Source organism: Pseudomonas sp. LRF_L74, assembly GCF_965644255.1.
In the GTDB taxonomy this organism is placed as follows: domain Bacteria; phylum Pseudomonadota; class Gammaproteobacteria; order Pseudomonadales; family Pseudomonadaceae; genus Aquipseudomonas.
This window is the reverse complement of the sequence record NZ_CBFFRH010000003.1, coordinates 534,258-548,831: the sequence shown is the minus strand read 5'-3', so window position 1 is coordinate 548,831 and position 14,574 is coordinate 534,258. Positions and strand designations below refer to the sequence as shown.

At 61.7% G+C, this 14,574-nt stretch carries 15 protein-coding genes; all 15 read left to right on the top strand.

From position 1 onward, the window contains the following. Positions 1 to 103: 103 nt before the first annotated feature. The 15 genes from rpsB (at position 104) to rnhB (ending at position 14,530) form a co-directional block, all read left to right on the top strand. Positions 104 to 847: a 30S ribosomal protein S2 gene (rpsB, locus tag ACSZPK_RS11130; RefSeq protein WP_437881504.1), complete on the top strand. Its 744-nt coding sequence runs from the start codon at positions 104 to 106 to the stop codon at positions 845 to 847. A 122-nt stretch (positions 848 to 969) separates the two neighbouring features. Further along, positions 970 to 1,836: a translation elongation factor Ts gene (gene tsf, locus ACSZPK_RS11125; RefSeq protein WP_437881503.1), complete on the top strand. Its 867-nt coding sequence runs from the start codon at positions 970 to 972 to the stop codon at positions 1,834 to 1,836. 178 nt (positions 1,837 to 2,014) lie between these two features. Continuing rightward, positions 2,015 to 2,758 (top strand): UMP kinase, encoded by a 744-nt coding sequence (gene pyrH / locus ACSZPK_RS11120; RefSeq protein WP_437881502.1) that lies wholly within the window; start codon positions 2,015 to 2,017, stop codon positions 2,756 to 2,758. Further along, positions 2,755 to 3,312 carry a ribosome recycling factor gene (gene frr / locus ACSZPK_RS11115; RefSeq protein WP_437881501.1) on the top strand — a complete coding sequence of 186 codons (558 nt, stop codon included), beginning with the start codon at positions 2,755 to 2,757 and terminating at the stop codon, positions 3,310 to 3,312. Before pyrH ends, frr begins: the two co-directional genes overlap by 4 nt. Before the next feature lie 11 nt (positions 3,313 to 3,323). After that, positions 3,324 to 4,085, top strand: a complete 762-nt coding sequence (gene uppS / locus ACSZPK_RS11110) for a polyprenyl diphosphate synthase (protein WP_437881500.1) — start codon at positions 3,324 to 3,326, stop codon at positions 4,083 to 4,085. Beyond that, positions 4,079 to 4,882 carry a phosphatidate cytidylyltransferase gene (locus ACSZPK_RS11105; protein ID WP_437881499.1) on the top strand — a complete coding sequence of 268 codons (804 nt, stop codon included), beginning with the start codon at positions 4,079 to 4,081 and terminating at the stop codon, positions 4,880 to 4,882. Before uppS ends, ACSZPK_RS11105 begins: the two co-directional genes overlap by 7 nt. A gap of 8 nt (positions 4,883 to 4,890) precedes the next feature. Beyond that, positions 4,891 to 6,081, top strand: coding sequence for a 1-deoxy-D-xylulose-5-phosphate reductoisomerase (gene ispC / locus ACSZPK_RS11100; protein ID WP_437881498.1), 1,191 nt, complete (start codon positions 4,891 to 4,893; stop codon positions 6,079 to 6,081). Between the two features lie 15 nt (positions 6,082 to 6,096). Next, positions 6,097 to 7,449, top strand: a complete 1,353-nt coding sequence (rseP, locus tag ACSZPK_RS11095; RefSeq protein ID WP_437881497.1) for a sigma E protease regulator RseP — start codon at positions 6,097 to 6,099, stop codon at positions 7,447 to 7,449. A gap of 74 nt (positions 7,450 to 7,523) precedes the next feature. Continuing rightward, positions 7,524 to 9,938 carry an outer membrane protein assembly factor BamA gene (bamA, locus tag ACSZPK_RS11090; RefSeq protein WP_437881496.1) on the top strand — a complete coding sequence of 805 codons (2,415 nt, stop codon included), beginning with the start codon at positions 7,524 to 7,526 and terminating at the stop codon, positions 9,936 to 9,938. A 39-nt stretch (positions 9,939 to 9,977) separates the two neighbouring features. After that, positions 9,978 to 10,481, top strand: coding sequence for an OmpH family outer membrane protein (locus tag ACSZPK_RS11085; RefSeq protein WP_437881495.1), 504 nt, complete (start codon positions 9,978 to 9,980; stop codon positions 10,479 to 10,481). A 2-nt stretch (positions 10,482 to 10,483) separates the two neighbouring features. Then, positions 10,484 to 11,539 carry a UDP-3-O-(3-hydroxymyristoyl)glucosamine N-acyltransferase gene (lpxD, locus tag ACSZPK_RS11080; RefSeq protein ID WP_437881494.1) on the top strand — a complete coding sequence of 352 codons (1,056 nt, stop codon included), beginning with the start codon at positions 10,484 to 10,486 and terminating at the stop codon, positions 11,537 to 11,539. Positions 11,540 to 11,584: 45 nt separating this feature from the next. Then, positions 11,585 to 12,025 carry a 3-hydroxyacyl-ACP dehydratase FabZ gene (fabZ, locus tag ACSZPK_RS11075; protein ID WP_437881493.1) on the top strand — a complete coding sequence of 147 codons (441 nt, stop codon included), beginning with the start codon at positions 11,585 to 11,587 and terminating at the stop codon, positions 12,023 to 12,025. Next, the gene (lpxA, locus tag ACSZPK_RS11070; protein ID WP_437881492.1) at positions 12,022 to 12,798 is read left to right on the top strand and encodes an acyl-ACP--UDP-N-acetylglucosamine O-acyltransferase; all 777 of its coding nucleotides are present in this window, start codon (positions 12,022 to 12,024) and stop codon (positions 12,796 to 12,798) included. Before fabZ ends, lpxA begins: the two co-directional genes overlap by 4 nt. Then, entirely contained in the window at positions 12,798 to 13,931 is a 1,134-nt protein-coding gene (lpxB, locus tag ACSZPK_RS11065) for a lipid-A-disaccharide synthase (protein WP_437881491.1), read from the top strand. Before lpxA ends, lpxB begins: the two co-directional genes overlap by 1 nt. Then, complete coding sequence (rnhB, locus tag ACSZPK_RS11060) at positions 13,931 to 14,530, top strand: ribonuclease HII (protein WP_437881489.1); 600 nt, start codon at positions 13,931 to 13,933, stop codon at positions 14,528 to 14,530. The genes lpxB and rnhB overlap by 1 nt, the downstream gene beginning before the upstream one ends. Positions 14,531 to 14,574 lie beyond the last annotated feature (44 nt).

Here is a 14,574-nt window from a genome sequence, read left to right as displayed (position 1 = left end):
CAAAGCTTTAATCCGCACACGTATCGACACGATTTCCTGGGTGCCCGCAAGGGTTGGAGATTGGGATGCGTGGAGGCCTAACCCGACTTATCAAGGAACTATCATGTCCCAAGTCAACATGCGCGATATGCTGAAGGCCGGTGTGCACTTCGGCCACCAGACCCGTTACTGGAACCCGAAAATGGGCAAGTTCATTTTCGGCGCGCGCAACAAGATCCACATCATCAACCTGGAAAAAACCCTGCCGCTGTTCAACGACGCGCTGTCGTTCGTAGAGCGCCTGGCCCAGGGCAAGAACAAGATCCTGTTCGTCGGCACCAAGCGTTCCGCTGGCAAGATCGTGCGTGAAGAGGCCGCTCGTTGCGGTTCTCCGTTCGTCGATCACCGCTGGTTGGGTGGCATGCTGACCAACTACAAGACCATCCGTGCTTCGATCAAGCGCCTGCGCGAGCTGGAAACCCAGTCCCAGGACGGCACCTTCGCCAAGCTGACCAAGAAAGAAGCCCTGATGCGTTCGCGCGATCTGGAAAAACTGGATCGCAGCCTCGGTGGTATCAAGGAAATGGGTGGCCTGCCGGACGCCCTGTTCGTGATCGACGTCGACCACGAGCGCATCGCCATCACCGAAGCCAACAAGCTGGGCATCCCGGTCATCGGCATCGTCGATACCAACAGCAGCCCGGAAGGCGTTGACTACATCATCCCGGGTAACGACGACGCCATCCGCGCCATCCAGCTGTACATGGGTGCCATGGCCGATGCCGTGATCCGTGGTCGTGGCAATGCCGGTGGCGGCACCGACGAGTTCGTCGAAGAAGCTGCCGCTTCCGAGGCCAGCGAAGGCTGATAGCGGGCGACGCAGTCACTCGTTACGCGAGAAGGGGGCTAGGCCCCCTTTTTGCCACTTAGGAATATGTGCCCGGTATCCGGGTTTGAATGGTTGATTACCGATTCAAGAGGATCAAGAACATGGCAGAAATTACTGCAGCCCTGGTTAAAGAACTGCGCGAGCGCACTGGCCAAGGCATGATGGAATGCAAGAAGGCTCTGGTTGCTGCGGGTGGCGATATCGAAAAAGCGATCGACGACATGCGTGCTTCCGGTGCCATCAAGGCCGCCAAGAAAGCGGGCAATATCGCCGCTGAAGGTTCCATCGCCGTTCGCGTCGAAGGCGGCCGTGGGGTGATCATCGAAGTCAACTCGCAGACCGACTTCCTGGCCCTGCAGGACGACTTCAAAGGGTTCGTCAAGGACAGCCTGAACGAAGCCTTCGAGCAGAAACTGAGCGAAGCCGCGCCGCTGATCGCTTCCCGCGAGTCGGCTCGCGAAGCGCTGGTCGCCAAGTGCGGCGAGAACGTCAACATCCGTCGCCTGACCGCTGTCGAGGGCGAAACCGTCGGCTCCTACCTGCACGGCCACCGCATTGGCGTCCTGGTTGTGCTGAAAGGCGGCAACGAAGAGCTGGCCAAGCACATCGCCATGCACGTTGCGGCTTCCAACCCGGCCGTCGTCTCGCCGGACCAGGTTTCCGAAGAGCTGGTTGCCAAGGAAAAAGAAATCTTCCTGCAACTGAACGCCGACAAGATCGCCGGCAAGCCGGAAAACATCGTCGAGAACATGATCAAGGGCCGTATCGCCAAGTTCCTCGCCGAGGCCAGCCTGACCGAGCAAGCCTTCGTCATGGACCCGGAAGTCAAGGTAGGCGAGCTGGCCAAGAAAGCCGGTGCCGAGATCGTTTCCTTCACCCGCTTCGAAGTGGGCGAGGGCATCGAGAAGCCAGTCGACAACTTCGCTGACGAAGTTGCCGCTCAAGTGGCTGCCGCCAGCAAGCAATAAGACGGTTATCTACCGTTGTATCGAAGAGGCCGCCCGCTACCGCGCGCGGCCTCTTTTGCAAAGCGCGCGGCCTGCCCGGCGGCGCGCGGCACGAATTCATCGGGCGGTGGTCTGACTGCCCGATAAGCTGGGGGCCGCGAGGTCTCCTTTCAATACACGCCGCAGGAGAGAAAACGTAATGGCCCAGCAGGTGAGTGGTCGTCAGCCTCGCTATAAACGCATTCTGCTCAAGCTCAGCGGCGAGGCCCTGATGGGCTCCGAGGACTTCGGTATCGATCCGAAGGTGCTCGATCGCATGGCGCTGGAAGTCGGTCAACTGGTTGGTATCGGTGTGCAAGTCGGCCTGGTCATCGGCGGTGGCAACCTGTTCCGTGGCGCTGCGTTGTCGGCGGCGGGCATGGATCGCGTCACTGGCGACCACATGGGTATGTTGGCTACCGTGATGAACGCCCTGGCCATGCGCGACGCGCTGGAGCGCTCGAATATCCCTGTTACGGTGATGTCGGCGATTACCATGGTGGGCGTGACCGACCATTACGATCGACGCAAGGCCATGCGCAATCTGGCCGTTGGCGAGGTGGTGATCTTCGCCGCGGGTACCGGTAACCCGTTCTTCACCACCGACTCGGCCGCCTGCCTGCGTGCCATCGAGATCGAGGCTGACCTGGTTCTGAAAGCCACGAAGGTAGATGGCGTGTACACTGCCGATCCCTTCAAGGACCCCAATGCCGAGAAGTTCGAGCGCCTGACCTATGACGAGGTGCTGGACCGCAAGCTGGGCGTTATGGACCTGACAGCCATCTGTCTGTGCCGTGACCACAACATGCCGCTGCGGGTCTTCAACATGAACAAGCCTGGCGCCCTGCTGAATGTCGTGGTGGGTGGCGCCGAAGGAACTCTGATCGAGGAGGAAGCACAATGATCAACGAGATCAAGAAGGACGCGCAGGAGCGCATGAAGAAGTCGGTCGAGTCGCTGGACCATGCGTTCGCCAAGATTCGCACCGGCCGTGCCCATCCGAGCATCCTCGACAGTGTGATGGTTTCCTACTACGGCTCCGACACGCCGCTGCGCCAGGTTGCCAACGTGGTCGCCGAAGACTCCCGCACCCTGGCCCTGACCGTGTTCGACAAGAGCATGATCCAGGCGGTCGAGAAAGCCATCATGACCTCCGACCTGGGCCTGAACCCGGCCACTGCGGGTACCACCATCCGTGTGCCGATGCCGGCACTGACCGAGGAAACCCGCAAGGGCTTCACCAAGCAGGCGCGCGCAGAGGCCGAAGGTGCCCGCGTCGCGGTGCGCAACATCCGTCGCGATGCCCTGGCGAGCCTGAAGGATCTGGTCAAGGAAAAGGAAATCAGCGAGGACGAGGAGCGTCGTGCCGCTGATGAGGTCCAGAAACTGACCGACAAGTTCGTCGCTGAAGTGGAAAAGGCACTGGAAGCCAAAGAAGCCGACCTGATGGCGGTTTGATCGTTTTCCAAATGGCCAAGAACAAGCAGGACGCCCTCGCGGTGGTACCGCGGCACGTGGCGATCATCATGGACGGCAACAACCGCTGGGCCAAGCGCCGCCTGTTACCTGGCGTCGCCGGGCACAAGGCGGGCGTTGACGCCGTGCGCGCGGTAATCGAGGTCTGTGCCGAATCGGGGGTCGAGGTGTTGACCCTGTTCGCCTTCTCCAGTGAGAACTGGCAGCGCCCAGCCGAGGAGGTCGGGGCGTTGATGGAGCTGTTCTTCAATGCCTTGCGCCGCGAAGCGCGGCGTTTGAAGGACAATGCCATCAGCCTGCGCATCATCGGCGACCGTTCGCGTTTCCATCCCGAGCTGCAGGCCGCGATGGCCGAGGCCGAGGCATATACCGCCGGGGAGAATCGTTTCATCCTGCAGGTCGCCGCCAACTATGGCGGTCAGTGGGACATCACCCAGGCGGCCCAGGCGCTGGCGCGTGACGTCCAGGCCGGGCGTATCCAGCCGGGCGACATTACCTCGGGCATGCTCCAGAATGCGTTGGTCACGGCTGACCTGCCTCCTCCTGACCTGTGCATCCGCACGGGAGGCGAGTACCGCATCAGCAATTTCCTGCTCTGGCAGTTGGCTTATGCCGAGCTGTATTTCTCCGAGCTGTTCTGGCCGGATTTCAAACACGATGCCATGCGCAAGGCACTCACCGACTTCGCCACGCGTCAACGCCGTTTCGGCAAGACGGGCGATCAGGTGGAAAACGAGGGCGGAAACCGATGCTGAAGCAACGAGTCATTACTGCGCTCATTCTATTGCCGATCGCGTTGGGCGGATTTTTCCTGCTCGACGGCGCTGCATTTGCCCTGTTCATCGGTGCGGTGGTGACCCTGGGTGCCTGGGAGTGGGCCCGTCTGGCCGGCTTTGCGGCCCAGGGTGCGCGTTTGGCGTATGCCGCCGCCGTAGCCTTGGCGCTGTTCCTGCTCGCCAGCGTTGTGCAACTGGCACCTGTGGTGCTCTCGCTTGCGGTGCTTTGGTGGCTGGTGGCTGTCGTGCTCGTGCTGACCTACCCGGAAAGCAGCCAGCTCTGGTCCTCCGCCCGCATTCGCCTGGTCATCGGCCTGCTGATCCTGCTGCCCGCCTGGCAAGGCCTGGTGCTGCTCAAACAGTGGCCGCAAGGTAACTGGCTGATCATCGCGGTCATGGTGCTGGTCTGGGGCGCCGATATCGGTGCCTATTTCGCCGGCAAGCGTTTCGGCAAGCGCAAGCTCGCGCCCAGTGTCAGCCCGGGTAAGAGCTGGGAAGGCTTCTATGGCGGCCTTTTGGCTAGCCTGCTGATCACCTTTGTCGTCGGCCTGGTACGCAGTTGGACGGTCGGTGGCCTGCTGGTGGCGCTGATCGGTACTGCGCTGGTGGTGGGGATTTCCGTGGTTGGCGACCTGACCGAAAGCATGTTCAAGCGTCAGGCTGGGGTGAAGGACAGCAGCAGCCTGCTGCCGGGCCATGGTGGCGTTCTGGATCGCATCGACAGCCTGACGGCGGCGGTTCCGCTATTCGCCGTTCTCTACTGGCTGGCTGGTTGAGGTATCCCGTGGTTCGACCGCAGCAGATCACCGTTCTCGGTGCCACCGGCTCCATCGGGCGCAGCACGCTGGATGTGCTGGCACGGCATCCCGAGCGCTACCAGGCGTTTGCCCTCACCGCGTTCTCGCGTCTGGATGAACTGGAGCGGCTGTGCATCGCTCATCGCCCGGTCTTCGCGGTGGTCGATGATGCCGCGGCGGCCTCGCACCTGCAGGGGCGCCTGGCCGGTGCGGGGCTTTCCACGCGAGTGCTGGTCGGCGTGTCAGGGCTGTGCGAAGTCGCTTCTCATCCGGAGGTGGATGCGGTCATGGCCGCCATCGTCGGCGCGGCGGGATTGCGTCCGACCCTGGCGGCGGTGGAGGCGGGCAAGAAAATCCTGCTGGCCAACAAGGAAGCGCTGGTGATGTCCGGTGGCCTGTTCATGCAGGCCGTGCGGAGCAGCGGTGCGGTCTTGCTTCCTATCGATAGCGAGCACAATGCGATTTTCCAATGCTTGCCTGGCGATTACTCGCGCGGTCTTGCCGAGGTCGGCGTGCGGCGCATCCTGTTGACCGCCTCCGGAGGGCCGTTCCGTGAGATGGATGCGACAGCCCTGGAGCAGGTGACGCCCGAGCAGGCCTGTGCCCATCCCAACTGGTCGATGGGGCGCAAGATCTCCGTCGACTCGGCGAGCATGATGAACAAGGGGCTGGAACTGATCGAAGCCTGCTGGTTGTTCGATGCGCGCCCCGAGCAGGTCGAGGTGGTGGTGCATCCGCAAAGCGTCATCCATTCGCTGGTGGACTATGTGGACGGCTCGGTGCTCGCGCAGTTGGGCAACCCCGACATGCGCACCCCCATCGCCCATGCGCTGGCGTGGCCGCAGCGTATTGCCTCGGGCGTCGACTCGCTCGACCTGTTCAGCATTGCCCGCCTGGATTTCCAGCGTCCAGACGAGCAGCGCTTCCCGTGCCTGCGCCTGGCGCGACAGGCCGCGCAGGCTGGTGGCGATCGGCCGGCGCTACTCAATGCGGCCAATGAAGTGGCGGTGGCGGCGTTCCTCGAGCGACGCATCCGTTTCACCGAGATCGCGAGTATGATCGGGGATGTTTTGGATCGAGAGGCCGCTACGGCGGTCGAAACGCTCGGCGCGGTGCTCGATGCCGATGCTCGCGGCAGGGCTGCGGCTCTTCAATGGCTGGCTGCTCGCGGGCGCTGACTGCGGAGAAATACGATGAGTGCGTTGTACATGTTCTTCGGCACCCTGATTGCCTTGGGGGTGCTGGTTACCATTCACGAGTACGGCCATTTCTGGGTGGCGCGACGTTGCGGCGTCAAGGTGCTGCGTTTCTCCGTAGGCTTCGGCAGCCCGTTGCTTCGCTGGCATGATCGGCGTGGCACCGAATTCATGATCGCGGCCATTCCCCTTGGCGGCTACGTCAAGATGCTCGACGAGCGGGAGGCGCCAGTCGCCGCCGAGGAGCTGGATCAGGCATTCAACCGCAAGTCGGTGGCGCAGCGAATTGCGGTTGTTGCTGCTGGCCCGATAGCCAACTTCCTGCTGGCCATCCTGTTTTTCTGGATTCTGGCGATGCTTGGCTCGCAACAGGCCAAGCCTGTCGTTGGCGCTGTGCTGCCTGATAGCCTGGCGGCGCAGGCTGGTTTGCAGCCCGGGGTGGAAATCATCGCCGTCGACGGCGAACCGACCCCTGGTTGGAGCGCCGTCAACATGCAGTTGATCCGGCGTCTCGGTGAGACTGGCAGCCTGGAGCTGCGCACTCGGCAGGCCGGTTCGTCCGCCGAACAGACCCACGCCCTGGCGCTGAAGGACTGGCAGCGTGGCGTGGATCAGCCCGACCCGCTGAATGCCCTTGGGATTCGCCCATGGCGCCCGGTTATCGCGCCGGTACTGCGTGAAATCGATCCGGATGGCCCTGCCCATGCCGTCGGTATCCAGCTTGGCGATCGCCTGCTGAGCATCGACGGGCGTGCCATCGACGATTGGCAGCAGGTGCTCGACCAGCTAAAACCCTTGCCGGACAAGGACGTGACCCTGCGTATCGAGCGTGATGGCCGCACCCTGGAACTTCCGGTGAGGCTTTCGGCGCGTGGCGAGGGTGATACCCGCAGTGGCTACCTCGGGGTTGGCGTGGGTGCTGTCGAATGGCCACCGGAAATGCTCCGCGAGGTCAGTTATGGTCCGCTCGAAGCTGTAGGCGAAGGTCTGCGCAGGACCTGGCACATGACCCTGCTGACCTTTGATTCCGTGAGGAAAATGCTGGTCGGCGAGCTCTCGGTAAAAAACTTGAGTGGACCGATAACCATTGCTAAAGTGGCGGGCGCTTCAGCGCAGTCGGGAGTAGGGGACTTCCTTTATTTCCTCTCCCTGCTGAGCATTAGCCTGGGGGTTCTTAACCTGTTGCCCATTCCTGTGCTGGATGGGGGACACCTGCTGTTCTACCTGATCGAATGGGTACGCGGGCGTCCGCTCTCCGAACGGGTCCAGGGGTGGGGGATGCAGATAGGTATCAGCCTGGTGCTCGGGGTGATGCTGCTGGCTCTGGTCAATGACCTGGGGCGTCTGTAGTCAAATGCCGAATTACGAAGCTGCCGCGTATCGCGGCAGTTTCTTTATTGCCAGTTGGAATAAAAAAGGACTTCATGAAACGTCTGCTGCTACCAGCGGTCCTTGCCGCATTGATGATTGCCGAAGTTCACGCTGAGTCCTTCACCATCTCAGATATCCGCGTAAACGGTCTGCAACGGGTTTCCGCCGGGAGCCTGTTCGGCGCCTTGCCACTCAACGTGGGTGACGCTGTCGACGACAGTCGCCTGGTCGATGCGACCCGCGGCCTGTTCAAGACAGGTTTCTTCCAGGACATCCAGATCGGCCGTGACGGCAACGTCCTGGTGATCACTGTCGTCGAGCGTCCTTCCATCTCCGGCATCGAGATCGAAGGCAACAAGGCGATCAGCACCGATGACCTGAAGAAGGGCTTGACCCAGTCAGGCCTCGCCGAGGGCGAGATCTTCCAGCGCGCGACCCTCGAAGGTGTGCGCAACGAGTTGCTGCGCCAGTACGTGGCCCAGGGCCGCTACTCGGCCGAGATCGACGCCGAGGTGGTGCCGCAGCCGCGTAACCGCGTCGCGCTGAAGATCAAGATCAACGAGGGTACCGTCGCCGCCATCCAGCACATCAACGTGGTGGGCAACACGGTGTTCCCCGAGCAGGATCTCGTCGATCTGTTCGAGTTGAAGACCACCAACTGGCTGTCGTTCTTCAAGAACGATGACAAGTATGCCCGCGAGAAGCTGTCTGGTGACCTGGAACGCCTGCGTTCCTATTACCTCGATCGCGGCTACATCAACATGGACATCTCTTCCACCCAGGTGTCCATCACCCCGGACAAGAAGCACGTCTACATCACCGTCAACGTCAACGAAGGTGAGAAGTACACCGTTCGCGAGGTGAAGCTTTCCGGCGATCTGAAAGTCCCGGAAGACGAAGTCAAGCGTCTGCTGCTGGTCAAGGAAGGGCAGGTCTTCTCGCGCAAGATCATGACCACCACGTCCGACCTGATCACCCGTCGCCTGGGTAACGAAGGCTACACTTTCGCCAACGTCAACGGCGTACCCGAGCCGCATGACGATGACCACACGGTCAGCATCACCTTCGCCGTCGACCCGGGCAAGCGCGCCTATGTCAACCGCATCAACTTCCGTGGCAACACCAAGACCGAAGACGAAGTGCTGCGCCGCGAGATGCGCCAGATGGAAGGCGGCTGGGCCTCGACCTACCTGATCGACCAGTCCAAGGTGCGCCTCGAGCGCCTCGGCTACTTCAAGGAAGTCAACGTCGAGACCCCGCAGGTGCCGGGTACCGATGACCAGGTTGACGTCAACTACAGCGTCGAGGAACAGGCTTCCGGCTCCATCACCGCGAGCATCGGTTTCGCCCAGAACGCCGGTCTGATCCTGGGTGGTTCGATCAGCCAGAACAACTTCCTGGGTACCGGCAACAAGGTCAGCATCGGCCTGACCCGCAGCGAATACCAGACCCGCTACAACTTCGGCTTCGTCGACCCCTACTGGACCGTCGACGGTGTCAGCCTGGGCTACAACGCCTTCTACCGGACCACTGACTACGACGACCTCGACGTCGACGTATCCAGCTACTCGGTAGACAGCCTGGGGGCAGGTGTCACCATCGGCTACCCGATCAGCGAGACCGCGCGCCTGACCTACGGCCTGACCGTGCAGCAGGACAAGCTGGATACTGGCTACTACACGGTGGACGAGATCCTGGCGTTCATGGACACCGAGGGCAAGAGCTTCCTCAACTTCAAGGGTTCCATCGGCTGGTCCGAGTCGACCCTGAACAAGGGCGTGCTGGCGACCCGTGGTCATTCCCAGAGCCTGACCCTGGAAGCCACCCTGCCGGGTAGCGACCTGTCGTTCTTCAAGCTCGACTACCGTGGTCAGCTGTTCGTGCCTGTGACCGAGAAGACCGCGCTGCGCTTCCATACCGAACTGGGCTTTGGCGATGGTTACGGTTCAACCTCGGGCCTGCCCTTCTACGAGAACTACTATGCCGGCGGTTTCAACTCCGTACGTGGTTTCGAAGACAGCACCCTGGGCCCGCGCAGCACACCCAGCGTGGCGCGGGTAAATGGCGTGGCGGATTACACCGAAGGTGCAGGTCCGGGGGACGACGGCCGTTATACCGACGACCAGGATGCCGTGGCCTTCGGGGGTAACGTGCTGATCCAGGGTGGCCTGGAGTACCTGTTCCCGCTGCCGTTCGTGAAAGACCAGAGCCAACTGCGTACCGTGCTGTTCTGGGACGTGGGTAACGTGTTCCTGAGCGACTGCCCGGCCAAGACGGCCTCTACCCAGTACATGAATACCCAGGGTTGTGGCGACATCAATCTGAACAACCTGGCCAGCTCGGTGGGCCTTGGCGTGACCTGGGTTACCGCCCTGGGCCCGCTGAGCTTCAGCCTGGCTGCCCCCATCAAGAAACCGGACAATGCAGACATGCAGGTGTTCCAGTTCTCCCTGGGACAAACCTTTTAATCTGTTCAACGACAACAATGTGTGTTGTAGGAGTGCATCGTGCGTAAGCTGACTCAACTGGTACTGGTCACTTTTGCCCTTGTGGCGACCCCGGCTTTCGCCGAGATGAAAGTGGCTGTCCTCAACTATCAAATGGCCCTGCTTGAGTCCGATGCGGCGAAGAAGTATGCAGTGGATGCCGAGAAGAAATTCGGTCCGCAACTGAACAAGCTCAAGCAACTGGAATCCGACGCCAAGCGTATTCAGGACCGTGTCGCCAAAGAAGGCGAGAAGATGCAGCAGGCCGAGCGCGAGCGTCTGGAGCTCGAGTTCAAGCAAAAAGCCCGTGATTTCCAGTTCCAGTCCAAGGAACTGAACGAATCGAAAGCCGTTTCCGACCGCGAGATGCTCAAGCAGCTCAAGCCCAAGCTGGATAAGGCCGTCGAGGACGTGATCAAGGCCGGTAACTTCGACCTGGTGCTTGAGCGTGGCGCTGTCGTCGACGTCAAGCCGCAGCTGGACATCACCCGCCAGGTGATCGAGCGCATGAACGCGCAGCGTTGAACATGACTGTAGAGTTCACCCTCGGCCAGTTGGCCGAGCGTCTCGGTGCCGTGCTGCGCGGTGCCGCCGACAAGCCTATTCGTGGCTTGGCGACCCTGCAGGACGCCGGTCCGGATCAGCTCAGTTTTCTTGCCAACGCCCAGTACCGCAAGTTCCTGGCGGACAGCCATGCCGCAGCGGTCCTGTTGAGCGAGGCGGATGCCAAGGATCATGGCGGTGATGCACTGATCGTCGCCAATCCTTACCTGGCCTATGCCGAACTTTCCCATTTGTTCGACCGCAAGCCGGTTGCCGCTCCGGGTATCCACCCGACGGCCGTGGTTGCCGAAGATGCCTTCGTCGATCCGTCTGCCAGCATCGGCGCCTACGTAGTGATCGAAAGTGGCGCGCAAATCGCTGCGGGTGTGACTATCGGTGCGCAAAGCGTCGTAGGTGCACGCAGTGTGATCGGTGAGGGTGGCTGGTTGGCCCCGCGTGTCACGCTTTACCACGACGTGGCGATCGGCAAGCGCGTGGTGATCCAGTCCGGTGCGGTGCTGGGGGGCGAGGGTTTTGGCTTCGCCAACCACAAAGGCGTCTGGCAGAAGATCGCCCAGATCGGTGGCGTGACCCTGGGGGACGATGTCGAAATCGGTGCCAATACCACCATCGACCGTGGTGCCCTGGCTGATACCCGCATCGGCAATGGCGTCAAGCTCGACAACCAGATCATGATCGCGCACAACGTGCAGGTCGGTGACAACACGGCCATGGCTGGTTGTGTCGGCATTTCCGGCAGTACCCATATCGGCAGGAACTGCATGATCGCCGGCGGTGTGGGCATGGTCGGCCACATCGAGGTGTGCGACAACGTTTTCGTCACCGGCATGACCATGGTTACCCGCTCGATCACTGAGCCGGGCGCGTATTCGTCTGGCACGGCCATGCAACCTGCGGCGGAATGGAAGAAGAGTGCGGCACGCATTCGTCAGTTGGATGAAATGGCCCGCCGGGTACGTGAGCTGGAAAAAAGGCTCGCGGCAGTGACCCCGAGCCCCGATGTTTCATCTGATGCCTGACCCGCGTCTTACGCTGCCCCTATTTTTTGAACAGGCTTCCCTGAAATGATGGACATCAACGAAATTCGCGAATACCTGCCGCACCGCTACCCGTTCCTGCTGGTAGACCGTGTGGTCGACCTGGATGTTGAAGGCAAGAAGATTCGCGCCTATAAGAATGTCAGCATCAACGAGCCTTTCTTCAACGGCCACTTTCCCCTGCACCCGATCATGCCGGGCGTGCTGATCATCGAAGCGATGGCCCAGGCCGCCGGCATCCTCGGTTTCAAGATGCTCGACGTGAAGCCTGCCGACGGCACGCTCTACTACTTCGTCGGTTCGGACAAGCTGCGCTTCCGCCAGCCGGTGCTGCCGGGTGACCAGTTGATCCTCGAAGCCTCGTACATCAGCAGCAAGCGCGGCATCTGGAAGTTCGATTGCAAGGCGTTGGTCGATGGCAAGGAAACCTGCTCGGCCGAAATCATCTGTGCGGAACGCAAACTATGAGTTTGATTGACCCTCGCGCCATCATCGATCCGTCAGCGAAGCTGGCGGATGGCGTCCAGGTCGGCCCTTGGTCGATCGTTGGGCCCGATGTGGAGATCGGCGAGGGTACCGTTATCGGTCCGCACGTGATCCTCAAGGGGCCCGCGCGGATCGGCAAGCACAACCATATCTACCAGTTTTCCTCGATTGGCGAAGATACCCCCGACCTCAAGTACAAGGGCGAGCTGACGCGCCTGGTGATCGGCGATCACAACGTGATTCGCGAGGGAGTGACGATCCACCGTGGCACCGTGCAGGACCGTTCCGAGACCACCATCGGTGACCACAACCTGTTGATGGCCTACGTGCACATCGGCCATGACAGCGTGATCGGCAACCACTGTATCCTGGTCAACAACACTGCATTGGCCGGCCATGTGCACATGGACGACTGGGCGATCCTCTCCGGCTTCACCCTGGTCCATCAGTTCTGCCATATCGGCGCCCACAGCTTTTCCGGCATGGGCACTGCGATCGGCAAGGACGTGCCTGCCTACGTCACCGTATTCGGCAACCCGGCCGAGGCGCGCAGCATGAACTTCGAAGGCATGCGCCGTCGTGGTTTCAGTGCCGATGCCATCCATGCCCTGCGCCGCGCCTACAAGGTGGTCTACCGCCAGGGGCTGACGGTCGAGCAGGCCCTGGGCGAACTGGCCGAGGCCGCTACCCAGTTTCCCGAAGTGGCGGTGTTCCGCGATTCGATCCAGGCCTCTACGCGCGGTATCACTCGCTAGTGACTCGGCCTCTGCTCATTGCGTTGGTGGCTGGCGAAGCTTCCGGCGACATTCTTGGCTCCGGCTTGATGCAGGCCATCAAGGTTCGTCATCCTGACGCGACCTTCATCGGCGTGGGTGGCCCGCGTATGGAAGCCCAGGGGCTGGCCAGCCAGTTTCCCATGGAGCGTCTTTCGGTGATGGGACTGGTCGAGGTACTGGGTCGCCTGCCTGAGCTGCTGTCGCGCCGAAAGCACCTGATCCGCTCGCTGATCGACGCCAAGCCGGATGTATTGATTGGTATCGATGCCCCCGATTTCACCCTGGGCGTAGAGCTGAAACTGCGCCAGGCCGGCATCAAGACCGTGCATTACGTCAGCCCGTCCGTGTGGGCCTGGCGGCAAAAACGGGTGTTCAAGATCCGTGAAGCCTGCGACCTGATGCTGACCCTGTTTCCGTTCGAGGCGCGCTTCTACCTGGAGCACGATGTGCCGGTGCGTTTCGTCGGCCATCCGCTGGCCAACACCATTCCCCTGCAGGCGGATCGCGAAGCGGCCAGGCAAGCCTTGGGCCTGGCCCCGGACGATGTGGTCGTGGCCCTGATGCCTGGCAGTCGCGGCGGCGAAGTCGGGCGCCTGGGGGCGTTGTTCCTGGATGCCGCCCAGCGTTTGTGTGTGATGCGTCCTGGCATTCGCTTCGTGCTGCCTTGCGCCAGCCCGGCACGTCGCCAGCAGATCGAGGCAATGCTGATAGGTCGCGATTTGCCACTGCTGCTGCTCGATGGCCGTTCCCATGAGGCACTGGCGGCCTGCAATGCGGTGTTGATCGCTTCTGGTACCGCGACCCTGGAGGCATTGCTGTTCAAGCGGCCCATGGTCGTTGCCTACAAGGTCGCTTCGCTGACATTCATGATCCTCAAGCGCCTGGTGAAAAGTCCCTATATCTCGCTGCCCAACCTGCTGGCCGAGCGCATGCTGGTGCCCGAGCTGATCCAGGATGCCGCCACCCCCGATGCCCTGGCCCAGGCCATCGCACCCTTGCTCGATGGCGGCGAGGTGCAGACATCCGGCTTCGACAGCATTCACTGCGCCTTGCGCCAGGACGCCTCGGCGCAGGCCGCTGACGCAGTGCTCACGCTGATAGGAGAACGCTGATGCAGTTCGGACTGGATTTCACCCTGGTCGAAGAGTTGGTGGCCGGGGTCGATGAGGTCGGGCGTGGCCCGCTCTGCGGTGACGTGGTTACCGCCGCGGTGATTCTCGACCCGGCCAGGCCCATTCTTGGCCTCAACGACTCGAAGAAACTCACAGAAGCGCGCCGTGAAAAACTCTTCGACGAAATCCAGGAAAAAGCCCTGGCCTGGTGCATTGCCCGCGCCGGGGTCGAGGAAATCGACCGGCTGAACATCCTTCACGCGACCATGCTGGCCATGCAGCGCGCGGTCGAAGGCCTGTCGGTCACGCCGCGCCTGGCCCTGATCGACGGCAACCGTTGCCCCAAGCTGGCCGTGCCCAGCGCTCCGGTCGTCAAGGGCGACAGCCAGGTCCCGGCCATCGCCGCCGCATCGATCCTGGCCAAGGTCACCCGTGACCGCGAAATGAAGGAAATGGACAAGCTCTATCCGGGCTACGGCATCGCCCTGCACAAGGGCTACCCGACGCCGGTGCATCTCGAAGCCCTGAGGCGCCTGGGGCCGACCCCCATCCACCGACGCTCCTTCGCACCGGTGCGCGAGGCGTACGAGCGCGCCTGACAAGCAATTATCGTGGCAAGTGATTGCAGCGGGCAGGGTGCATG